General features: G+C 54.8%; 21 protein-coding genes, 2 tRNA genes and 1 riboswitch. Of the genes, 9 read left to right on the top strand and 14 right to left on the bottom strand.

Annotated elements, in window-relative coordinates; translation table 11 throughout:
* Positions 1-22: 22 nt before the first annotated feature.
* Entirely contained in the window at positions 23-1990 is a 1968-nt protein-coding gene (locus AC3WQH_RS16590) for a dynamin family protein (protein WP_026557817.1), read from the bottom strand.
* Between the two features lie 5 nt (positions 1991-1995).
* Complete coding sequence (locus AC3WQH_RS16595; protein WP_309479503.1) at positions 1996-3636, bottom strand: dynamin family protein; 1641 nt, start codon at positions 3634-3636, stop codon at positions 1996-1998.
* Between the two features lie 197 nt (positions 3637-3833).
* On the opposite strand from AC3WQH_RS16595, the gene AC3WQH_RS16600 reads away from it, so the two are divergent.
* From AC3WQH_RS16600 to AC3WQH_RS16615, 4 genes are read left to right on the top strand one after another with little or no spacing between them, the layout of a single operon-like run.
* A complete protein-coding gene (locus tag AC3WQH_RS16600) occupies positions 3834-5414 on the top strand; it encodes a spore germination protein (protein ID WP_492332163.1) in 1581 nt (526 codons plus the stop codon).
* Positions 5411-6517: a GerAB/ArcD/ProY family transporter gene (locus AC3WQH_RS16605; protein WP_005831645.1), complete on the top strand. Its 1107-nt coding sequence runs from the start codon at positions 5411-5413 to the stop codon at positions 6515-6517. The genes AC3WQH_RS16600 and AC3WQH_RS16605 overlap by 4 nt, the downstream gene beginning before the upstream one ends.
* Positions 6510-7742 carry a Ger(x)C family spore germination protein gene (locus tag AC3WQH_RS16610; protein WP_025844433.1) on the top strand — a complete coding sequence of 411 codons (1233 nt, stop codon included), beginning with the start codon at positions 6510-6512 and terminating at the stop codon, positions 7740-7742. The genes AC3WQH_RS16605 and AC3WQH_RS16610 overlap by 8 nt, the downstream gene beginning before the upstream one ends.
* A gap of 5 nt (positions 7743-7747) precedes the next feature.
* On the top strand, positions 7748-7900 hold the full coding sequence (locus tag AC3WQH_RS16615; protein WP_005831649.1) for a hypothetical protein: 153 nt from the start codon (positions 7748-7750) through the stop codon (positions 7898-7900).
* A gap of 66 nt (positions 7901-7966) precedes the next feature.
* Here AC3WQH_RS16615 and AC3WQH_RS16620 read toward each other — a convergent pair whose 3' ends face one another.
* From AC3WQH_RS16620 to AC3WQH_RS16645, 6 genes are all read right to left on the bottom strand, one after another.
* Positions 7967-8491, bottom strand: a complete 525-nt coding sequence (locus AC3WQH_RS16620; RefSeq protein WP_007780806.1) for a type 1 glutamine amidotransferase domain-containing protein — start codon at positions 8489-8491, stop codon at positions 7967-7969.
* Positions 8492-9143: 652 nt separating this feature from the next.
* Positions 9144-9226 (bottom strand) — tRNA-Leu (locus AC3WQH_RS16625).
* A gap of 16 nt (positions 9227-9242) precedes the next feature.
* Positions 9243-9319, bottom strand: a tRNA-Pro gene (locus tag AC3WQH_RS16630).
* Positions 9320-9436: 117 nt separating this feature from the next.
* A complete protein-coding gene (locus tag AC3WQH_RS16635) occupies positions 9437-10459 on the bottom strand; it encodes an anti sigma factor C-terminal domain-containing protein (protein WP_005836619.1) in 1023 nt (340 codons plus the stop codon).
* A complete protein-coding gene (locus AC3WQH_RS16640) occupies positions 10449-10973 on the bottom strand; it encodes an RNA polymerase sigma factor (protein WP_005836621.1) in 525 nt (174 codons plus the stop codon). Before AC3WQH_RS16640 ends, AC3WQH_RS16635 begins: the two co-directional genes overlap by 11 nt.
* An 83-nt stretch (positions 10974-11056) precedes the next feature.
* A complete protein-coding gene (locus AC3WQH_RS16645; RefSeq protein WP_005836623.1) occupies positions 11057-11569 on the bottom strand; it encodes a DL-endopeptidase inhibitor IseA family protein in 513 nt (170 codons plus the stop codon).
* A 141-nt stretch (positions 11570-11710) separates the two neighbouring features.
* Between AC3WQH_RS16645 and AC3WQH_RS16650 the strand changes: the two genes are divergently transcribed.
* The 3 genes from AC3WQH_RS16650 to AC3WQH_RS16660 all read left to right on the top strand — a co-directional run bounded on the left by AC3WQH_RS16650 (position 11711) and on the right by AC3WQH_RS16660 (position 14313).
* Positions 11711-11941: a hypothetical protein gene (locus AC3WQH_RS16650; RefSeq protein ID WP_007786017.1), complete on the top strand. Its 231-nt coding sequence runs from the start codon at positions 11711-11713 to the stop codon at positions 11939-11941.
* Positions 11942-12132: 191 nt separating this feature from the next.
* A complete protein-coding gene (fosB, locus tag AC3WQH_RS16655; protein WP_007786020.1) occupies positions 12133-12558 on the top strand; it encodes a metallothiol transferase FosB in 426 nt (141 codons plus the stop codon).
* 84 nt (positions 12559-12642) lie between these two features.
* The gene (locus AC3WQH_RS16660; protein WP_492332164.1) at positions 12643-14313 is read left to right on the top strand and encodes a protoglobin domain-containing protein; all 1671 of its coding nucleotides are present in this window, start codon (positions 12643-12645) and stop codon (positions 14311-14313) included.
* Here AC3WQH_RS16660 and AC3WQH_RS16665 read toward each other — a convergent pair.
* From AC3WQH_RS16665 to rsgA, 4 genes are all read right to left on the bottom strand, one after another.
* Positions 14303-15337, bottom strand: coding sequence for a chymotrypsin family serine protease (locus tag AC3WQH_RS16665; protein ID WP_025844444.1), 1035 nt, complete (start codon positions 15335-15337; stop codon positions 14303-14305). The two genes, AC3WQH_RS16660 and AC3WQH_RS16665, sit on opposite strands and share 11 nt — an antisense overlap.
* 352 nt (positions 15338-15689) lie before the next feature.
* Positions 15690-16997 carry a nucleobase:cation symporter-2 family protein gene (locus AC3WQH_RS16670; protein ID WP_005835584.1) on the bottom strand — a complete coding sequence of 436 codons (1308 nt, stop codon included), beginning with the start codon at positions 16995-16997 and terminating at the stop codon, positions 15690-15692.
* A 31-nt stretch (positions 16998-17028) separates the two neighbouring features.
* Positions 17029-17619, bottom strand: a complete 591-nt coding sequence (locus AC3WQH_RS16675) for a xanthine phosphoribosyltransferase (RefSeq protein WP_007786027.1) — start codon at positions 17617-17619, stop codon at positions 17029-17031.
* 338 nt (positions 17620-17957) lie between these two features.
* A riboswitch (purine riboswitch) is annotated at positions 17958-18059 on the bottom strand.
* A 139-nt stretch (positions 18060-18198) separates the two neighbouring features.
* Positions 18199-19284: a ribosome small subunit-dependent GTPase A gene (gene rsgA, locus AC3WQH_RS16680; RefSeq protein WP_122953309.1), complete on the bottom strand. Its 1086-nt coding sequence runs from the start codon at positions 19282-19284 to the stop codon at positions 18199-18201.
* 237 nt (positions 19285-19521) lie between these two features.
* Here rsgA and AC3WQH_RS16685 point away from each other — a divergent pair, with 237 nt between their 5' ends.
* On the top strand, positions 19522-19674 hold the full coding sequence (locus AC3WQH_RS16685) for a hypothetical protein (RefSeq protein ID WP_155808555.1): 153 nt from the start codon (positions 19522-19524) through the stop codon (positions 19672-19674).
* A gap of 203 nt (positions 19675-19877) precedes the next feature.
* Positions 19878-20198 carry a hypothetical protein gene (locus tag AC3WQH_RS16690; RefSeq protein ID WP_492332165.1) on the top strand — a complete coding sequence of 107 codons (321 nt, stop codon included), beginning with the start codon at positions 19878-19880 and terminating at the stop codon, positions 20196-20198.
* A gap of 9 nt (positions 20199-20207) precedes the next feature.
* Here the strand turns inward: AC3WQH_RS16690 and AC3WQH_RS16695 are convergent, their stop codons facing one another.
* Both AC3WQH_RS16695 and AC3WQH_RS16700 read right to left on the bottom strand, forming a co-directional pair.
* On the bottom strand, positions 20208-20489 hold the full coding sequence (locus AC3WQH_RS16695; RefSeq protein WP_235694640.1) for a WYL domain-containing protein: 282 nt from the start codon (positions 20487-20489) through the stop codon (positions 20208-20210).
* A gap of 189 nt (positions 20490-20678) precedes the next feature.
* Complete coding sequence (locus tag AC3WQH_RS16700; RefSeq protein WP_165328982.1) at positions 20679-20834, bottom strand: hypothetical protein; 156 nt, start codon at positions 20832-20834, stop codon at positions 20679-20681.
* Positions 20835-21009 lie beyond the last annotated feature (175 nt).

Genomic DNA, 21009 nt, shown 5'->3' on the forward strand with positions numbered 1-21009 from the left:
TTTTCTATCGCTTCACAAGCCGTTACTCCAGTTCCGCGGCCACGCGGTTTACCTTCGCTCCCAGCTCTTCGAGATCCACGGTCATATCCAGCGCGGCAAACAGCCCTGTGAAGTATTCGTTAATCTGCTCGACAACCCGGTTCCGCTCTGTCGCGACCATCTCGCTGAACAGCGCGCTGAACTGCTCGCCAAGCTGCTCGCTTCCGGTCGCGACGTAAGCCGCTACCGGCTCTTGCATGCGCTTTTCCAGCTCTTCGCGCAGCTTCAGCTTGCCGTCCTGCTCAAAAAAGTCTTTCGTGTTTTTGAACAGCCCAAGCGCTGGCTGGAATGCCTCAACAGACACCGGCAGCTCCTCGGCAAAGGCGAGCGTCTCGACCTGGCGCTGCTGGTACGGCGCCAGCGTCAAACCTGCTGCGTAGGCGTGCACGTCTTTTTGCCACGCGGAAACGAGCGCGGCTCCCTGCTTGCTCAGGAACTTTTCCAGGCGCAGTGTGGTGGCGCGCAGCTCCTGTGCCAGATCGTAGCTGATCGAGCGCAGCAGATCGGTCAGGCAGCCCTGGAGCGCCTGCTTCATGCTGCGCCCGTCTTCCTTGAGAACCGCCGGGTTAAAGGCGAAGTTGAACAGCTCGTTGAAGCGGAAAAACAGCCGCTGCTTGACGTAGTAGAGCAGTTCCTCGCGCTCTTTTGTCAGGTCGCGCTCGTACGAAGCGGTAGACAGAGCCGCTACGGCAGCCAACGCATCCGACTGGGCCTTGCTCGCCGCTTCCTTGCGGGCGAGCCGCTCGTCTTCACCGGACTGGGCCATGCGCATGAACTCGGTCAACGTGTCGTAAGCGCGGCGAATTTCGCCCATCGCTGCGTTCACGGCAATCTGTGTCAGCTCGTCGATCGTGAACCGGAGAAACGCTGTTTCAAAAGCGGCCATGCCTGACAGCTTGAACGCTTCCTCTGCCGGCATGAGCGGAGCGCCTTCTGCCGTTTGCGTGCGCTGACGGTATACTTTTTCCGCCGAAGCCGCCAGCTTGCCTTTTTCATGCATGCGCGCCAAAAGCGCCGTCTGGCTGGATACCGGATAAATGCGCGGCAGGCGGATGCCGCAGGTGAGCAAGTTTTTCTCTACGTGCGCAATGACACCCTGCAGCTCCTCTTCCGAAGCGGCGAGGTCAGCCGCATTGACGATGAAAAACATCTTGTCCATCTCGAACGTGTCCTTGACCCGGCCCATTTGCAGCAAAAACTCGCGGTCAGCCTGGGAAAACGCGTGATTGTAATACGTGACGAACAGGACAGCGTCCGCGTTTTTCATGTATTCAAACGCCACACCCGTATGGCGGGCATTGATGGAATCCGCCCCTGGCGTGTCGACCAGCACGATGCCCTGATCGGTGAGCGGGCAAGAGTAGAAAAGCTCGATGTATTCGGCAAAGCAAGCCTTTTCTTCTTTGGCGACGAAGCTTTTAAATGCTTGCATGTCCACGATCAGCTCTCCGCCCAGATGCGTGTCCATCTCGGGAAGACCTTTCGTGACGGCTTTCAAAAACGTGTAGTGCGGCTTCGCTGTCGGCGGAATTTGCGCCACGTCAATTTTGTTCAGTTCGGACAGCGCGCCTTCCAGGCTTGCGGCATGCAGTCCAAAAACGGCGAGCGAGCGCAGCACGTCCTGCTCCACCGCGTCTCTTTGTTTCAGCACCACGCGCACCGTGCCGTGCGGGTGCTCCGCGCTTGGCGGCATGATTTTGTTGATCGCCGCCGTCGTCGGGTTCGGCGATACAGGCAGGACGAGATCGCCCATCAACGCATTGGCAAAAGAAGATTTTCCGGCGCTGAATGCGCCGAACAAGGCGACCGTGAAGCGGTTGGCGGTCAGGCGCTCTGCCCGCTCCTGCATCGCCTGCGCCTGTTGTTGCATCCCTGGTACGGAAACGATTTCATGGCTTGCGCGGCGCAGCCGTTCTGCGGCCGCCACAAGTTTGTCTCGAAGCTGATTCATGATTCCTATTCTCCTTCACGCATGATTGCCTGCAATCTTTCTCTCGTGTTTTCTTCGCTCGCGGTGAGGCTTGCAAGCTGTTCATGCAGCGAAGCCATCTCGCGCAGGACGCCAAGGCGTTCGAGCTGTGCCGCGCTCTCCTGCTCGCTTTGGCTCTCCAGGCGTCCGACGACTTCCTCGATGAACAGAAGACCCGCGCGTCTGTACTCCAGCTTGATCGCGTTCGCGACGTCTGTACAGTAGTTCATCACATACTCGCGGGAAGCCGCCCCATCCTTGATGTGCTTGGCCAGGAACTCGCCCGTAATTGCGATCTCGGTCGCATGGACACGCGCGTGGTACTCCTCGTCGCGGATGTCATGCGCTTGAAGCTGCTTGCTCATCAGTTCCTTGAAATGGAAGTCGAGATTGCCCGCCACTTTTTCGCGGAACTCGGCCAACAGCGCTTCCTCGCGGCGCTGGCGCTCTTCCTCGGTCTTTTTCCCCGCAAACAAAAAGCCCACCTTGAAGCCAGGCTTGCGGCTCTCCAGGTAGCTTTGCGCCGCTTCGTTCGTGCTGTAGTACGTCAACCGGGCGTTGTCGAGCAGCGAGCCCAAGTCTTTTTCCATCTGGGCGCGCGCTTCTGCTGTGCGGTTTTTCAGCGACGCCATGAGCGCCTCTGCCTGGGCAAGCGCGGCGGACACCCCTTGGGCATCGCGGCTGTCTACGTCTGCCAGCTCCAGGCTGTCCAGCTTGCTTTCCAGCTCCTGACGCTTGGAGGCATGGCTGGCCTTTACCGCCTGGACGTGTTCCTCGATCAAATGCTCGGCAGCGCTGCGAACGCTTTTGCCTACCAGCTCCTCGCGTCCAGCGATCAGCGCCAGCAGCTTTTGCCGAAACTCCGCGTACTGGTTTTCCGGATGGTCCGGCTCCGCGAGCGAGGTGTAAAAAATGCCGTCGGGATGAATGTTCCAGGTCGCGAACGCTTCCTCCACACTTTCCTTGTAGCTCTCAAAATCAAGCTCAAAGTCAATGTGCTTGTCAATCATGTTCACAACCATATAGACTGGCTTGCCGCGATCTTTCAAGGTTTTCGTAAAGTTGAAGTTTTCCTCTGCCTGGACGTGGTTGTAATCCATCATGTAAATGACGACGTCAGCCAGGTGCAGCGCGGATTCCGTCGCGATTTTGTGCGCGGCGTCGGTCGAGTCGATCCCTGGCGTGTCGAGCAGGCTGGAATGCTCGTCGAGAAGCGTTCCCGGATAGGAGACTTCTACAGACTCCACGGTATCTCCATCAACGGCAAACTGCTTGAGCTTCTCCATCTCCGTATCCGGATCAAACGTCACGACGTCGCCGTTCATTGTATAGACGCGAGCAGCTTTTTCGCCACCGCGGATCTTCACGACATTGGCGCTGGTCGGAATCGGATTGGAGGGCAGCAGGCTGACCCCCAGCAGCGTATTAATCATCGTGGACTTCCCTGCGGAAAAGTGTCCACAGAAAGCGATGTTCAGCTCGGCTTTCCGCGTTTTTTTTGCAAGCTGCTTCAGCTTGGCAGGAGTCGCTTGATCTCCCTGCCCGGCCATCGCTTGCGCCAGCTCTTCCCATGTATGCGCGAGTTTCGCAAAGTCTGTCTCCCGAACCAAAACTTGACTGTCAAGCACTACGATTCCACCCTTCTCCGTCTTTCCTACTCTCTCTACTACTCTCTATTCTACCATGCCGAATGTATCATACCTCATAGGGTTGTTCAATTCTTTGTGCGAAAGTTTGTCGTGGAACTTTCATCCGCATAAATTCCCTTTGTTCTGGAAAAAATCGCACTAACATGCTATTCGCATTTTGAACGGGAGGGACTTCCATGATGCGAAAATTTTTCGCCCAGCGACGCAAAAAGAAAACCTCTCCCCTCATGCAGCACATGCAGCAGTCACAGCCACAGCTTGCCGGCAAAAAGCTGTCCAGCAGCCTGCAGGAAAACATGGACCTGTTTCGCTCCTTGCTTGGCAACCCTCACGATCTGCTGATCCGCAGCTTTCTCATCGGCAACAGCAACCATCCGTGCGCCGTCATTGCGATTGATGGTCTGGCCAATGCGGATATGCTCCATGCGCAAGTGCTGGGCCATATCCAGTTGATGATCTCTACCGCGGAAAAAACCGTTCCTACTGAACCAGATGCGATCCTCAACCTGCTTTTTGATGAGGTCTTGTCCGTTGTCGAAATAAAAAAAGAAACGTCTCTCGCAGCCACCATCGACTGTATTTTGTCCGGAGATACCGCCATTTTTGTCGACGGCACGAGCGAGATCATCCTCATTGACAGCAAAGGCTGGAAGTCCCGGGCCATCGAGGAGCCCGTCTCCGAAGGGCTTGTGCGCGGTCCACGCGACGGCTTCACTGAAAGCATCCGGGACAACACGGTGCTGATCCGCAGAAGAGTAAAGGACCCGAGCCTGCGCTTTGATAGCACCCTGGTAGGAACGCGCAGCAAAACCGAGCTGATCGTCGCCTACATCGACAATATTGTGGATCACAATTTGGTCAAGGAAGTTCACCGCAGAATCGCCACCATCGACATTGATGAAGTAGAAGAGTCAGGGTTTATCGAGCAGTGGATCGAGGACGATTTTCTCTCGCCCTTCCCCCAGGTGCACAATACGGAGCGCCCGGACAAGGTGAGTGCCGCCCTGTTTCAAGGGCGGGTCGCGATCATGCTGGACGGCACGCCGATGGTACTGATTCTCCCCGTCACGCTCGGTCTGCTCATGCACTCTCCCGAGGACTACTACGAGCGTTGGATCGTCGGCACACTGACCCGGCTCTTGCGTTATTTGGCCGCTTTTTTCGCTGTATTTTCGCCGTCGCTCTACATCGCCCTGGTCACGTTTCACCCTGGCCTGATTCCGTCCGATCTCGCCTTCTCCATTGCCGCCACACGGGACGGCGTTCCATTTCCGGCTTTCGTGGAGTCGATCATGATGATTACGACGATGGAGCTGTTGCAGGAGGCGGGGCTGCGTCTGCCCAAACCGATTGGCCAGACGGTCGGCATCGTCGGCGGTCTCGTCATCGGCGACGCCGCGGTATCAGCCGGGATCGTCAGCCCGGTCATGGTCATCGTCGTAGCGCTGACAGCGATTTCGTCCTTTGCCATTCCGTCGTACCACCTGGCGATCGCGTTTCGCATGATCCGGTTTTTCGCCATGTTTGCCGCCGCCATCTTCGGGGTGTACGGCGTCGTGCTAAGCCTGATTACGATCATCATCCACCTGTCCAATCTGACGAGCATCGGCCATCCGTGCCTGGCTCCGTTTGCCCCGCAAATGCCCAGAGACTGGAAAGACTTGATTTTGCGCGCGCCTGTCACCTTTTTAAAAGACCGTCCCGAAGTCCTGCACCCAGAAGATGAAATCCGAATGAGAACAGGGGACTCCAAATGAGTGCACAAACCTTGTCAGATAAAATGCTCACCAAAAATCATATGGGTATCAACATCGCCGCGGTTACGATCGGTGTCGGCATCCTGACCTTCCCGCGCGGGCTCGCCAAAGCGACCAGCGGACTCGACGGCTGGATTTCCGTCGTCATCAGCGGCCTGATCGCCTTTCTGATCGGCTGGCTGCTCGCCAAGCTCGCCGCCCGCTTCCCCAGGCAAACTTTTTTCGAGTACACCTCGATGATCGCAAGCAAGCCGGTCGGCTACGTCCTGACCTTGCTCGTCTGTCTGTACACGATGCTGTTCGTGTCCTTCGAGATTCGCGCGATCGGCAACATCGCCAAGCAGTATTTGTTTTACAACACCCCAGTCGAAATGATTACGTTGAGCTTTCTGTTGATCGTCCAGTATGCCGTGGCGGGATCGCGCATCTCCATGCTGCGGCTCAACCTGTTGTTTTTGCCAGTCGTCCTGGTCGTGATGTTTTTCGTCTTGCTGTTCACCTCGCAATTGATCGAAGTCGAAAACGTTCGCCCCTTTTTCTCATCCGACTGGCGCTCCTTGCTGGACGGCTCGCAAGCGGTGGGGCTTTCCTACTCCGGGTTCGAAATCATTCTCTTCTATACGATGCTGATGAAACGGCCAAAAGACGGAACAAAGGCCATGGCGCTCGGGCTGTTCATCCCGGTGGCCCTCTACTTGACGATCTACATTTTCGTCATCGGCGTCTTTTCGGCCGAGGTCGCCAAAAACTTGACGTACCCGACGATTGATCTTGCGAAAGAAGTGGAAATTCCCGGCGGTTTTTTCGAGCGGGTCGAATCGATCTTTTTTGCGATCTGGATCATGACGATTTTCGATACGTGCATGATGTGGCTCGATATCACGATCCTCAATTTAGCGTCGATGTTCCGCAACGTAAAAAAAATGGTCTGGATCCTGCTCTTGTCGCCGATTATTTACTTCGTCGCGATGCTCCCGCAAAATCTGGTCGACTTCTTTACGTTTGCCGACTATGTGACGTATTTCGGAATGATTATCGTCTACCTGTGCCCCATCCTGCTACTGCTGCTCGCCATCATCCGCGGGGTGAGGGGCCATGAATAGGCGTCTTACTCTGGCCTGCATGGTCGTTCTCCTGTGCACGCTGGTCACGGGCTGCTGGGACCAGGTGCAGATCGAGGAACGCGGCTTTGTCGTCGGTGTCGCCATTGATGCCCCCCGCTCCAACGAGGCCGAAAAACGGGCTGCGAAAGAATCGCCGGGAAAACCACGGGTCAAGCAGCGCTTCCTCGTCACCCACCAGCTCGTCATCCCTGGCGGACTGATCGCAGGCAACCAGGGCGGCGGTGGCGGACAAAACACGACGAACGAAGCGTTTCTCAACCTCTCCTCGGAGGGGGATTCGCTTTTCGAGGTTTCCCGCGAGCTGGCTACCCGAACCAGTCGCGCTCCGTTTTACCAGCACCTCAAGGTTCTCGTCATCTCGGAAGAAGTGGCCCGCTCCGAAAACGGCTTTGCCAACGCCATGGATTTTTTGCTGCGCGATCCCGATTCCAGGCGAAGCAGCAAAGTCTTTATCTCCAATGGCCCGGCCAAAAGCATTATCGAGGTCAAGCCGAAAACGGAAAAGCTGCCCGCGCTCTACATCAACTCGATTGGTGAAAACATCGATCGAAATGCGCGCATGCTTCCCGAGGTCAGAGTGGGAGATGTTCACGAGGAGCTGCTCAACCCGTTCAGCTTCGTCATTCCGAGAGTGCGGGCGGAAAAAAACGAAATCAAAATGGCGGGCAGCGCTGTGTTTTCCAATCGCAACCAAATGGTCGGCTTTCTTGGCGAAGAAGAAACCGAGGGCTTGAATTTCTTGACGGGGAATATTAACGGGGGACTGTTAAAAGCCAAGGTCAAAAACGATTTGGTCGTCCTGAACATCCAGGGGACGAAGCATTCTATCGTACAAGATTTGCGCGACAAGCAGCACTTTATTTTCACGATCCAAATCGAGTGCGAGGGCATTTTGGCAGAAGCCTACGCGCTGATGGATTTTCTCAGCAAGGAAGAGACGAAGAAGCTGGAGCAAGCGTTCGCAAAAGAAATCGAGCGGATGTGCCGGGATACGATCCAGAAAGTGCACAAGGAAATGAAAGCCGATGTCATCAAGCTGGGCAGCAATATCCGCCAAAAAGACTACTCGCTCTGGAAGCAGATCCAGCACGATTGGGAAAAAGGGCAGCGCCTGTACGAAAAGAGCGAAATCCACGTCGAAGCCAAGGTGTACTTGCGAAATGTCGGCTCCATCAACCGTTCGGAAAAAGTAGAAGGAAGGTGACCAGCATGATGAAATATTTGGGCTCGCTGCCCCCGTTTCTCACCTTTGGCGGCGCGCTGCTCGCTTTTTTGATCCCGTTTTTGTTTTACACGGCCAGCAACAAAATCCACGAGTGGGGGGACCCGCCCTGGAAGAACACCAAGAGGCCAAGCTCATAAAAAAAGGCACGCCTGGCGTTTTGTCAACGAGCGTGCCTTTTTTTGTTGCAACTGCGCTGCTTGTCCTTAGTTTTCAGCCAACAAATCCGCGAAAGCCTTCGCGTACGCCGGCAAATCAGGCGGACGGCGGGAACCGACGATGTGCCCATCGACGACCACCTCTTCGTCGACCCACACTGCCCCTGCGTTCTCCATGTCATCCTTGATGCCAGGCGTAGAGGTCGTCTTCACTCCGGCCAAAATTTTTGCCGAGGCGAGCACCCAGCCCGCGTGGCAAATGTGGCCGATCGGCTTTTTCGCCTCGTGCATGGCACGGACAAACGAAAGCACCTCCGGATAGCGGCGAAGCTTGTCCGGCGCCCAGCCACCCGGCACGAGCACGCCGTCGTACTGCGCCGGATCAAGCTCGCTCAATGCCTTGTCCACCTCGCACGGCACGCCGTATTTTCCGATGTAGGCGTGTCCCGCCTGCGGCCCCGCCAAATGGACAGTCGCCCCTTCCTCGCGCAGCCTCAGCACCGGGTACCACAGCTCCAAATCTTCAAATTCGCTTTCTACAAAGCAGACCACACGTTTTCCCGCAAGTCTCACGATATCCGCCTCCTTTTTCTCTTTGCATAGAAGAAGCTTGTCTCAAATTCATAATAAAGAACAGCAGTGACATTGTTAAGCAAAGACTATTTCAAGTGCGCAAAGTCGTACTTAGTCAGTCGCAATCCCCTTTTTCCTGCAAAAGAATGTCTATTACATTCCCGCCAACAGGTCCATTCCATATATTCACTCTCCGTCAAATATTATCCTCAAGCGCTTCGTGCGTCAAAGATGAAAACATGCGAAAGAGCGAGAAAAACGAAGAAAACATTAATGTATTGAGGAAGGGATGATCTTGCTATATTTTTTTGCTTTTTTTACACTGTTGTTTTTTGTGGGGGCAATGAAAAGTTTTTTTAGTTCTATTGAGTCATTAAAGAACTCTAATATTGCTCGATTTAATAAAGCAGCAAACACCTCTATAGTGTTTGGGGTTTTGTTTGTCCTCTTCCTGCTGGTTACAATAGCTTTTATCTTTATGACACTTCAGTAGAAGATATATGGTTCCTAAAGTCAACTCTCATCGTTGACTTTTTCTTTGTCCATTTTCACTAATTTGTATCTCAAAGCGGCGCCCGAAAATGAAAAAAGTGAGAAACAGGATTTGCTCGCTGTTCCCCACCTTATAACAAAAACCATATGTATGGATTGCTGGTGCCGGTAGAGGGACTTGAACCCCCACGGTTTCCCTCACGATTTTGAGTCGCGCGCGTCTGCCAATTCCGCCATACCGGCCCGTTCGTGTGCATCATGGTCGGGAAGACAGGATTCGAACCTGCGACCCCTTGGTCCCAAGCCAAGTACTCTACCAAGCTGAGCTACTTCCCGATTTGCTCACACGACGTTGCTCCACTTTGTTCGACAAAATCTGCAAAGTGCCGCAACACTTACGTATTTTACAGGCAAGTCGTCCCAAAATCAAGACCGGATTTTAAAAAAATGTGGCTACCAGTTCCATACGGCAATCCTGCCCAACTGAAAGCGGTGCAGCTCAGGCTCGGCACGCAGCTTCTCCAACTCGCGAATCGGTCCTGTGACGACGGCGCCATAGACGGCGATTCCGTTTTCGCGCAAATAGGCGAGACGCTTGTCGTCATACACATCGAACTCATCAGGCGCATAGGACTGCATCCATTCCAAATCAGGAATGAGCTGATTGGTCGCCTCCTCCACCGATTCGGGCAAATCCATCGTCGTCTCGTAGCTCATGCTTCCTCCCTCGCTGTAGTGAACTGCCGGCCTCAGCACCAGGTGCGGGACGCGGATGGTACTGCCGCTTCGCGTATGCGTCGGCTGAAAGGTTTTCAGCTCGCCTCCGTACACGGCCATCTGCAGCACAGACAGATCGTACTTTTCCAGCAGCTTGAAGAGTTGCAGCGGCTCGTACGGCTGCAGCGTGGAAAACGCCATCTCCGCTACGTAGCCGTCCTCCATATGGGCGAGCTGCTCCCACAGCTCGTTCTGCTCCTCGCGCACTTCCAGAGGCTTTTTGCCGAGCAGCGACAGCGGCAGGGCAAAACGAAACGTTCCGTCCCGGTCGTCGAGCTGCTTTTGCTGATAGTGGATGTCGTACGTGAGTTTCCTCCAGAGCGGCTTTTTGACCGTCACCGTGCCGACGACCTCCTCCCACTTGCCAAGCTGCTTGTACAGGAGAAGCGTCGTCTCTTGCGTCAGCCAGGGAGACAGCGACACCGGCGTGTGCCCCGACTTGTTCACCTTCAAGCCCGGGTAATGCGTCTCGACCAAGGTCGCGGCGTAGCGGACCAGGTCGTCCTCCTTGCCCAGCTTCGCATAGCCGATCTGAATCACCAGCATGTAGAGCATGTACAAAAACCATATGGCGAGCAATACTTGCGCCATATTTCTCCACAGCGCAAACCGCGACCGCCAGATCAGGCGTCGCGCCCTTTTTTCGTCCCAGACTATCTCGGACACATCAAGCCTTTCGCGCAGCTTGTCATCCTCCATCGTCCATTCCTCCTTCCACTCGCTTCTCCCACTCGCGAAATTTTTTTCGCGCCCGGTGCAGCGTGACTTTTACCTGATCGAGGCTCATCGCAAGCGTCTCCGCCAGCTCCTGATAGGAAAATTCCTCGATCTCGCGCAGGTAGAGGATCGTCCTCATCCGCTCGGGCAGTTGCTGCAAAATCCACTCTGCCCGCTGCTTGTCCTCTTTTTGGCGATACATCGTTTCCGGCTCATACGTGCGCGAGGACGCGCTGAACAGACGGCGGATGTTTTCCAGCATGCTTTTTTCCGACGTTTGTTTGCGCAGCCAGTCGATGTACAAATGCCGCGCCACTTTGTAGAGCCACGCCCGCGCCTGTCGGGCATCCTGAATCGAGAGGGAGAGCATGGCACGGTAAAACGTCTCCTGCAACAGCTCCTCGGCCACCTCGCGCGAACCGCACATCCGGTACAAATAGCGGTACAGCGGCTGCTGGTATTCGGCGAACCATTCGCTCCATAGTTGTGCCTTCATCTCCCACCTCCCTTTCATACAAACGAAGTCAGGCGCAAAATGTTACCACTTCTCTCCAAAAATTTGTTTTCCCTCCCCCACGCTCACCTTCGCCGGACCCTCCTTCTCACCCGCTTGCATCCCCGCACACAAGGCTTGCAACAGCCAGGCACTATCCGGAAAAGCTGTCCAGGCCGATTGAACGGATAGTCCAGCGGATGGCGGCCTACCACGATCCAGCGCCCATCCGGCTGCTTTTTCAACTGGTAGACAAGAAAAAAGCGGTCGCTCGGGTCAAATTGAAACCAGACAGCGAGCGTCACGCACCTCTCGCTTTTCTTCAAAATTTGTGATTTGACAATCGGCGCCGCACCGATTCCATCTCCTACCGGAACGGCCAGCCGTCCCTTGATCCGTCTCAGATCGAGGTTGCCGATCACGCGATTCGCGAGGCAAGGCGTCATGAACCGGGTCAAAAACCGGCGAATTTTGTTTTTCGAATTAAACCGCTTGGGCAAAATTCTGCCCCGTTCCCCGACTCGCCGCTGTGCCGAAAACACAATGGTCCAAAAAGCCTGCTCCGCCTGCCGGACAACCCCTACCCACTTTTTCTTCATCACCCATTCCTCCCCTCCTACAAAGGTATGCAGCCTGCGCTGCAAACGGTTGGGCACGTGCCTTTTCATACATAATCGCGGCCAAACGGGAGAAATTATGACGGTGTGCCAAACCAATCTTCTGCCCAAGGAGGAACTGACATGCCAACGCAAATCAACACTGATTCGCTGAAAAAAGCCGAAGTGGCGACCACTCTCGCGAAAAATATGATTACGCAAGCCATCGAGCAATCCGCTGCCAATCCGCAGCTCGCCGAGGAAGCGCTGAAACAGGCTTCGCAGGAAATTGCCCAGGCGCAAACAATGGTGTCGCAGGTTCAGTCCACGCTGCAAACACAGGGGCAAGCGCAGCAAGGCCAATCCCAGTCGTAAGCATACTGCTTCGCAAAAAGGCAAAACAGGCAGACCGGATGCTATCGGGCTGCCTGTTTTGCTGCCAATCAAGGGCTGCCTATTGCTCGTCGACCCTGCTGTTCTGCCATGGCAAACAGTCGTCTCGCTGACGTACAATGATCTCATCACGATCAAGAAGGTACATTCAAAAAAGCGAAAGAGGCGATGTCATGCAGCCATTGACCGGAATCAACCATTTCCTGTTTTCTGTTTCCGACCTGGAGCGTTCTTTTTGTTTTTACCGCGATGTACTCGGCGCCAAGCCGCTCGTTCGCGGCAGAAAACTGGCCTACTTCGACTGGAACGGCTATTGGCTGGCGTTGAACGAAGAGCGCGACATCCCCCGCAACGAAATTGCCCTGTCCTACACCCATATCGCCTTCTCCGTTGCCGAAGAAGCCTTTGCAGACTGGAAGCGCCATCTGGAGCAGCACGGTGTCCACATTCTCCCCGGCAGAGAGCGCGATGAGCGGGACAAGCGCTCCCTCTATTTCACAGACCCCGACGGGCACAAGTTCGAGCTGCACACAGGCAACTTGCAGGATCGTCTCGCCTATTACCGGGAAGCAAAGCCGCATATGACGTTTTTCGATTGATAACGCTTTCGATCTTTTTCATGACTTACATAAACATTTCACAAATTCCCAGTAGTTCCACAGGTTCAGGAAAGCGATATTCAGATGACCGAGCAGTTGCGAGCAAAGGTGAACTTTTTGCAAATGAACAGCGAGGATCTCAAACGACTCGCACAAATCGAACCGCTCATTACCGAGCATCTCGATGCCATTACTGAGCGTCATTACCAGATGCTCGGCCACTATGCGAATTTGATGAAAATCATTGAAGCGAATACGACAGTGAGCCGTCTTGCAGGTTCTTTTCGCCATTACCTGCAATCGCTTCCCGACGCCCAACTGAACGAAGCCTATGTAGCAGGACGGGAAAAAATCGGGGAAGTCCACAGCAAAATCGGACTTGCCCCGGAATGGTACACCGGCTCTTACATGCGGCTGTACGAATTTTTGATTCCCGCCATCGTAGACACGTATGCCAGAAAGCCGGACGAGTTGTCCTCGACTTTGCTGGCTTTAATCAAGCTGCTCACTCTCGATTCCCAGATCGTTCTGGAAGCGTACCAGGAGGATAACGATTATAAAATCATTGACCGGCTGGGGAATGTCCTGGAGCTGGTCATGCAAATCGACAAAATCAAGCATGTGCTGGATACTCTCGACACAACCACGATGGAGGCGGGTAATGTCAGACAGGCGGCCGAGCAATTGTCAGAATCGGTGCAAAAAGTGGCCCAATCCGCTGTCCAGGTAGCAGAAAATGCCTCTACGACCATGGAGCAGGCTACTGCGGGCCAACAAATCATTCAGACGTCGCTGACAAGCTTCCTGTCCATGGCGGAGGAATTTGCGGAGATGCAGACAAAAATCTCCTCCCTGATGAGTTCCATCGAAGCCGTCTCCCAGGTGGTGCAGGTGATCCGCAGCGTCGCCGATCAGACGAATCTGCTCGCCTTAAACGCGTCGATTGAAGCCGCTCGGGCAGGCGAGCACGGGCGAGGTTTTTCCATCGTCGCAGAAGAAGTGCGCAAGCTCGCCGAACAAACCAAGCAATCCGTGCAAAGCATCTCCGGCACGATGGAAGCCGTCCGGCAAGATGCCAATCAGGTGAAGGAAACAGCCGCGCTGCTCGGCGTCCACTTCACCGACAAAGCGACGCAAACACGCGAAGCTATCGAGCTGTTGGGAGAGATTGTGCAAAATGTCGAGCAAGTGGGGCATGCGACCGGACATATCGCTTCTTTGACAGAAGAACAGTCGGCCTCTACCGAAGATATTTACATGCGCATATCCCAGGTGGAGAGCAATATGGAGCAGATTTTCAACCACGTCTCCCACGCCGGAAAAAACATCTACGAAATCGGGGCAGGCATCAACAGCCTGCACAAAGGCAGCATCAGCCAGGTGGCCCGTCTAAAAACGAAGCACAACCTGCGCATCGTCAAGACCGATCATCTCCTGTGGAAATGGTGGGTGTACAACTTCCTGCTCGGCTATCATACGATCGAGGAAAAGGATCTCGTCGACCATCACCGCTGCCGCCTGGGCGTCTGGTACGACGAAGCGAAACAAAACCAGGCGATCAGCTCGCTTGCTTCCTTCCGCCGACTGGCAGAGCCACACAAACGGTTTCACGAAGCTATCCGCCACATTTACACGCTCGCTTCCTCCGGCAAGCAAAAGGAAGCGGAGATGGCCTTTGCCGTCCTCGAAGCGCGTTCGGACGAAGTGCTCGCCTGTCTGGATGATCTCGCTTCCGAGCTGCAGGTCACTTCCTGACGTTTCGCCGTCTGCGGCGCTTGCCCCGTTTTCTGGACGGAGCCGTCGTTGGCTGCGCTACACGCACCCCAAAGGCGCGCATCGCCCTGTGGATCGGAAACGTGATCGACAGTCTGCCATCGGCGGAGCCTGCGAAGTTGACCGCGGCCGCGTAATTGTTTGCCGTCAGCCAGACCGAACCGGAGTCTCCCGGCAACGAAATCGGCGCCGCGCTTCTGATGACCGTCTGGTTGCGGAAGCGGATCGTTCCCAGACCGCCGTAGTCGCCGTAATCGACGTTGATGTCCGTGTGGGTGGATTCCACGATGCCACTGACAAAGCCTGTCGAGCGGCCGACCTTTTTCAAGCGGCTCCCGATAGCGTAAGAGTGGACGTAGCCCGGAACGGTGCCGATTTTCGCATAGCGCGGAGCGAGCAGGTCGTTCGAAGTGGGAATGCTCAGTGCCGCATCCATCTCATTCACTGCATTTTTCCGCAGCCGGACGAAGCGGTACAGTTGTCCAATCCGATCGCGCCCGGAACGCCCGCCATCCGCCCCTCCCGGCTGGATCGTCTCGGAATAGCCGCCCGAGTTGTTCCGGTTCAAAACGTGGTTGTTGCTCAGCAAAAAACGCTGGGCGCGGCGGATCGCTCCTGTCACGATCAAGCCCGCAGTCCCCGAAGCCCCGGGATATCCGACGCTTGCGCCCGCTATCACCGGACGGATTCTCCGGCGATAGTTGGCAGTCGAGCGCAGCTTTTGATGGCTAGTGCATCTGCCGGAGGTAACCGTCCGCACGGGAACCGCGACGTGCGACGTAATTCTCGGACTTTTCCCGCCCTTTTTCCGTTTGACGGCGACACAGCTCGGGCAGCCTTTTTTCACCGCCGCGCTCGCGTCCAGCGTGTACAGTACGACGCAAGCTCCTTTTTTGCTGTTCTTGCCGTTTACATATCCGACGCCGATCCCCATGACACCAGGCATCCGCTTCCACCTCTTCACCAGGTGATTCTTGGCTCTCAACGCTTCTCGAAAGGTAGCCATACACTCATCTGTCCTTCCCAAGTGATTTCGTACATAGCCATCCTATGTCCGACTTGGCCAAGACCGTTGGACGCTTGCCAACCTCGCGAGAGCCTTTTTTATGAGCTGGCTAGTGGATGCGTTGCTGCCTTGCTGCTGCCTTGCTACTGCCTTGCTATCCTGCTTTCCCCGCCTCCCATTTCCACAAAACCTCACTTCCCCGACAAACATGTCCCATGCGACCTGCCCCTTATCGTTCGGTTGCAATTTTTCGGATGCCATCGTCACTTTGTAGAAGCGAAAAAACCGCCATCCTCTGCACGCAAGCGAGAGAATGGCGGTTCATGTATGAGTGAAGCTTTGGTTAAGCCGATCAGGACGCTTCCGAGATCGTGCTTGGCACGGCAGCCTGGTTGACTTTTTTATTCGTATGCACCAGCAAAATGTTCAACACAACCGCTGTCAGCGAGCCTGTCACGATACCGTTTTGCAGCATCATTTTCACCATGGTCGGCAGTTGGTCAAACATGCTCGGCACAGCGGCGGAGCCGAGGCCGACCGCGATACTGCAAGCGGCGATCAGCAGATTTTCATTTTGGCGAAGATCTACGTGCGACAAAATGTTGATTCCGGATGCGACTACCATCCCGAACATCGCGATCATCGCGCCGCCCAATACGGCATTGGGGACGACCGTCGTCAGCGCAGCCAGCTTTGGCAAAAGCCCCAGCACAACCAGCAATCCGCCAGCCCCGATCATGACGTCGCGGGTTTTGATCCCCGTCAAGGAAACGAGCCCTACGTTTTGCGAGAAGGCAGTGTATGGGAACGCGTTGAAAATGCCGCCCAGAACAATCGCGATTCCTTCGCCGCGCAAGCCTTTGACGACGTCCTTGTCCGTTACTTTCGTCTCGGTTACTTTTCCGAGCGCAAAATAAACGCCAGTCGACTCTGCCATACTAATGATGTTGACCAAGATCATCGTCACAATCGCCACAATCGAAAATTGCGGCGCGCCGAAGTAAAACGGCTCGACTACGCTGAACCAGGACGCTTCCGCCACGCTGGCGAAGCTGACCATGCCCATCATGTACGCGACGACTGTCCCGACGACAAGGCCGAGCAAGACGGAAATCGCGCGAATAAATCCGGTAAAGAAGCGATTAATAAACAAAATAATAGCCAATGTTCCGAGCGCGAGCAGCAGGTTGCGCGGAGAGCCGAAGTCCGGCATGCCTTGTCCACCGGCGGCGTTGTTCATCGCCACAGGAATGAGCGACAGACCGATAATGGTCACGACAGAGCCTTGCACCACGGTCGGGAAAAACCGCAGCAGCTTGCCAAATAACGGAGCAGCCAAGACGACGAACAGACCGGAGACGATTATCGCTCCATAAGCCGTGGCCAGATTGCTCGTGGAGGCAATCGCGATAATCGGACCTACGGCAGTAAACGTACAGCCAAGCACAACCGGGAGACGAATCCCTGTGTAGCGCGTCCCGATGACTTGCAGCAACGTAGCGATCCCGCACGTGAACAAATCGGCGGCGATCAAGTAAGCAATCTGCGCAGGAGTCAGGTTCAGGGCCCCGCCAATGATAAGCGGTACGACGACAGCACCCGCATACATCGCAAGTACGTGCTGCAGACCTAAAGTAACTATCTTCTGTTTGGATAGCATGAGGTATTCTACTCTCCTCTAGTAATAGGATTTAGACACGGACAGTTTCCGCTTGAATGAACTGAATGCCCTCTGGAGACATGGAGGCGATGCGCGCCAAAGACTCAATGCGGACACCCGCTTGCTCCAGCAATCTACGGCCTTCCTGGAAGCTTTTCTCGATCACGGCTCCGATGCCGACCAGGTGAGCGTTGGCGTCTTTAATAATCTGGGTCAACCCGATCAGCGCAGCCCCGGTCGCGAGAAAATCGTCCACGATCAGCACGCGGTCATCCGGCGACAAATACTGCTTGGACACGCTGATCTGATACGTTTCCTGGCGGGTAAAGGAGTGGACAGGAGCCGAGTACACCTCTTCTGTCAGCGTCACTGCCTTTTTCTTTTTCGCGTACACAAAAGGCACACCCAAAGCGAACGACGTCGCCAGCGCAAAATGAATGCCGCTCGCCTCGATCGTCAAGACTTTCGTAATTTTCTCGTCGGCAAAAAGCTGGGCGAAACGCTCGCCGATCTTCATCGTCAATTGGGGGTCTACCTGATGGTTCAAAAACGCATCCACCTTCAACACGGATGCGGACAGCACCTTGCCGTCTTGTACGATGCGTTCTTGCAATTCTTTCATGTTTTCTTCCTCCTCCATCAACTCTAGCGTGCCAGCAAACGACGCTAGTCCAACCAAATGAGAACACTTCGCTTCGCCGAGTTGTTCGGGCGAACGGCGCTTGTCCTTTTTGTCGATATCCACTTTTCTGGATTCCATCGACGAAAAAAAAATAAAGCCCCGAACGGACAGGTCACAGGCAGGCTCAGGTGATAAAACCAACGCCAAGTGAAACTGTCCCTCGGGGCTTTTCTCCCTCAGGTATAACACGCCACAAAAAAAGCGTGTCAGCGTCCTTTCGACCAGACGACCCACTTTCTCCTGTCACATGGAACAGGAAACAGCGATAAGCGCAGTCGATGGAACGCGATTTCACTCGTAGTCAGGTGATTTACGGTCACCCGGTAGAAACTGTTGGGCCTTATTCCCAAAATTATACGAGCACTTCGTATGCGGTTTATCCAGCACGATTGCTGGGTCTTGCCCCAATCTATCACAACTGGCTTGCTGGAATCAAGCGTAAATTTCTGAAAGTCGAGCCGCGCGCTTGCCCTGTCTCCAAACGAAAAGAGCCCCCGGTTGTCCGAGGACTCTTGCGTTTTATCGCTTCGGCTTTTTGCTTCGCGCTTGCATGGTGATTTTTTTCCACTTGTCCTTCTCTGCTGCTGCCAGCCTTGCATCTTCCTTGCGAGCCAGATGGGCCAGTTCGCGCTGAAGCTTCAAATAGCTGTCGAAGCGAGCTTTTTCCAGCGAACCGTCCTCAATCGCCGCCCGAACGGCGCACCCTGGCTCCCGCCCGTGCTGGCAATCGTTGAATCGACACGCTTCCGCCAGTTGCTCGATATCGTCAAATGCTCCGCGGAACCCCTCATCCGCTTCCCATAGCTGCAGCTCGCGCATGCCCGGTGTGTCGATCATGAGAGCGCCGTCCGGAAGCTGGAACAGCTCGCGGTGAGTAGTCGTATGGCGGCCGCGATCGTCTCCCTCGCGCACTTTGTTTACTTTTTGCTGCTCTGCTCCGCTCAGCTTGTTGATTAAGGTAGACTTGCCGACACCAGAGGACCCCATGAGCGCCACTGTCTGGCCACACCCCAGGTACGGGGCAAGCTGTTCCAGCCCTTCTCCCCGCTCTGCGCTGACTACGTGCACAGGCACGCCAATCGCGACGCTTTCTACGTCCGCGATGCGCTGCTCCAGATCGTCGCACAAGTCGGCTTTTGAAAGCACGATCACCGGATTGGCTCCGCTTTCCCAGGCGAGGATGAGATAGCGCTCCATCCTGCGTATATTAAAATCGTTGTTTAAGGCATTCACTAAAAATACGGTATCGACGTTGGCAGCCACGATCTGCTCTTCGACGCTGTCTCCCGCAGCTTTGCGGGAAAACTTGCTCTTGCGCGGCAGCACTGCATGAATCGAGGCTTTCTTTTCCTCGGGACGCGCCGTGATGACGACCCAGTCTCCTACCGCCGGATAATCCTCGCGGCCAGTCGCCTCATAGCGCAACTTGCCCGTGACTTCGCCCAAAAGCTCGCCGTGCTCGCTCAACAGACGATAAATGCGTTTATGTTCCAGCGTGATTCTGCCCACGCTGTAGCCTTGCTCGGCATAAGGGGCGAACAGATTGGCAAAATGCTCATTCCAGCCCAAAGTTTGCAAAACAGATTGATTGGTTGTGTGATTCAAAACGGATTCCCCCTGCAAATGGTTGTATGATTGGCCCTACGCCAAAACCAGTCGCAGTCGAATCCTCATTTTTTTGAACGGTGCTACTGTTCGCTTGAAAGGAGGATTCCTGCGACGGACGTTCCTACACTCTGTACGAATTTGATGTTTGCCATAATACATCTCTCCTTTTTCAAGCCCGCACCATTCATGGTTTGGAATCAACTTTTTCCCAATCATTGTAACACATCAGGAGGCATGGAAAAAGCCTCAGTCTCCACCTCCACCGCCGCCTCCGCCTCCGCTGTCTCCACCGCCACTGTCGTGGCTGCATCCATATCCATCCGAGTCGTGGTGGCGATGATGGTGATGATGGCCGCTGTCCACATAAAAGGCTCCGCCACTGTCTGAGGACGACGAATACGAGCGTCTCCTTCCGCTCTTTGCGACGGCTCTGATCGAAAAGAGAGTCACTGCGATTACGAGAAAAACGACGATGAGAATAACGTACTCCATCAGCGTCCACGCCCTCTCCGCCCCTAAGGGGAATACTGTGTTCACTTTCATTATACCACAAGCTGGCTAACACTTTTGGAACAGGATGGGTGAAAAGGATGGCGTTGGTGGGGAGGGGAGCTGACTGCCTCGGGGTCGGGGTGTCAGAGGGGCAGCTTTTCTGGCTGTCTGGCTGTTCGGTTGCACGGCTTTCCGGCTTTCCGGCTTCACGGCTTCACGGCTTTCCAACTGTCCGGCTGCACGACTTTCCGACTGTCCAACTGCACGGCTTTCCGACTGTCCAACTGCACGGCTTTCCGACTCCCCGGCCGTTATGGCTTCCGCTTCCGGCCGCCCGACTTTCCGACTTCCTGACTGTCCAGCCATCTAACCATTTGGCTGACTTCCCTGCCCTTCCTGACCCTCGCGACCTCCCGTGACCTGCCACCTCACCCCACAAACTGCCCGGCAACTGGCGCGAGCGCCAAAATGCCGGCAATCGCGAACACCCGACAAGCCTTTCTCGTATAGCAATACGCCTTGAGCTGCCCCTTATCCTCATCCAGCAAAAGAATCCGGATGATTCGCCTGCTCGTCTGGCCCCGCTTGTTCAAATAAATGATCTCAACCGCTTGCTGTCTGTCTCTGTACTTTTTCAAATCCGCCAACACCAAAGCTGTCACCGCCTCATGAAAAGACATGATTGATTGGACGCGCAGCCGTCGCCCCATGCCTAGCTGCTGTTGAAAACATCCTAACACAAGAGAACGCATGTTCGCAAATTGATTTTTTTCCCTGCTTGCTACCGGGATCGTTATGGCTGCGTCCTCTTCGGCTCGCGACAATTGGATGAGCCTCTTTTCAAAAGAGACGGTGCGGTATTGCACAAAAAAGCCCGGCCACCTTTAGTGGCCAGGCTGCTATTTCACTTTTTCCTTCGAATTTAGAACCAACTTTTTTAACAACGCATCGCTTTCTTTACGTTCAGCCTCGGTTACAGACGGTATGGCAAGGATACCTTTTGCGACATCTTCAAGCTTCTCCATTCGAAGATCGATTAAAAACTTGTTTCCCATATTGCCATCCTCCTATCCAAAGCCTGAACCAATTCAAAAGCTGACGGCGGCGGTATTACAATTCTGTGACCGATACTCTGTGCACGTAAAGATTGAACTTGAGACTCCCACGGCTAAAGCCGCAAGCCTTCCACCTTGCGGTGTACGGGTGGGATTCTTGAATGACTAAGCGTTC

Source organism: Brevibacillus sp. FW301-21C12A, from assembly GCF_058788915.1.

Coding starts and splice junctions, on each gene's coding strand:
- fosB (WP_007786020.1), top strand. CDS start 12,133: ATGCAGCCATTGACCGGAATCAACCATTTCCTGTTTTCTGTTTCCGAC.
- AC3WQH_RS16700 (WP_165328982.1), bottom strand. CDS start 20,834: ATGGGAAACAAGTTTTTAATCGATCTTCGAATGGAGAAGCTTGAAGAT.
- AC3WQH_RS16685 (WP_155808555.1), top strand. CDS start 19,522: ATGGAAAAAGCCTCAGTCTCCACCTCCACCGCCGCCTCCGCCTCCGCT.
- AC3WQH_RS16610 (WP_025844433.1), top strand. CDS start 6,510: ATGAATAGGCGTCTTACTCTGGCCTGCATGGTCGTTCTCCTGTGCACG.
- AC3WQH_RS16635 (WP_005836619.1), bottom strand. CDS start 10,459: ATGGAGGATGACAAGCTGCGCGAAAGGCTTGATGTGTCCGAGATAGTC.
- AC3WQH_RS16675 (WP_007786027.1), bottom strand. CDS start 17,619: ATGAAAGAATTGCAAGAACGCATCGTACAAGACGGCAAGGTGCTGTCC.
- AC3WQH_RS16660 (WP_492332164.1), top strand. CDS start 12,643: ATGACCGAGCAGTTGCGAGCAAAGGTGAACTTTTTGCAAATGAACAGC.
- AC3WQH_RS16590 (WP_026557817.1), bottom strand. CDS start 1,990: ATGAATCAGCTTCGAGACAAACTTGTGGCGGCCGCAGAACGGCTGCGC.
- AC3WQH_RS16640 (WP_005836621.1), bottom strand. CDS start 10,973: ATGAAGGCACAACTATGGAGCGAATGGTTCGCCGAATACCAGCAGCCG.
- AC3WQH_RS16650 (WP_007786017.1), top strand. CDS start 11,711: ATGCCAACGCAAATCAACACTGATTCGCTGAAAAAAGCCGAAGTGGCG.
- AC3WQH_RS16645 (WP_005836623.1), bottom strand. CDS start 11,569: ATGAAGAAAAAGTGGGTAGGGGTTGTCCGGCAGGCGGAGCAGGCTTTT.
- AC3WQH_RS16605 (WP_005831645.1), top strand. CDS start 5,411: ATGAGTGCACAAACCTTGTCAGATAAAATGCTCACCAAAAATCATATG.
- AC3WQH_RS16695 (WP_235694640.1), bottom strand. CDS start 20,489: ATGGGGCGACGGCTGCGCGTCCAATCAATCATGTCTTTTCATGAGGCG.
- AC3WQH_RS16600 (WP_492332163.1), top strand. CDS start 3,834: ATGATGCGAAAATTTTTCGCCCAGCGACGCAAAAAGAAAACCTCTCCC.
- AC3WQH_RS16665 (WP_025844444.1), bottom strand. CDS start 15,337: ATGGCTACCTTTCGAGAAGCGTTGAGAGCCAAGAATCACCTGGTGAAG.
- AC3WQH_RS16690 (WP_492332165.1), top strand. CDS start 19,878: ATGGCGTTGGTGGGGAGGGGAGCTGACTGCCTCGGGGTCGGGGTGTCA.
- AC3WQH_RS16615 (WP_005831649.1), top strand. CDS start 7,748: ATGATGAAATATTTGGGCTCGCTGCCCCCGTTTCTCACCTTTGGCGGC.
- AC3WQH_RS16670 (WP_005835584.1), bottom strand. CDS start 16,997: ATGCTATCCAAACAGAAGATAGTTACTTTAGGTCTGCAGCACGTACTT.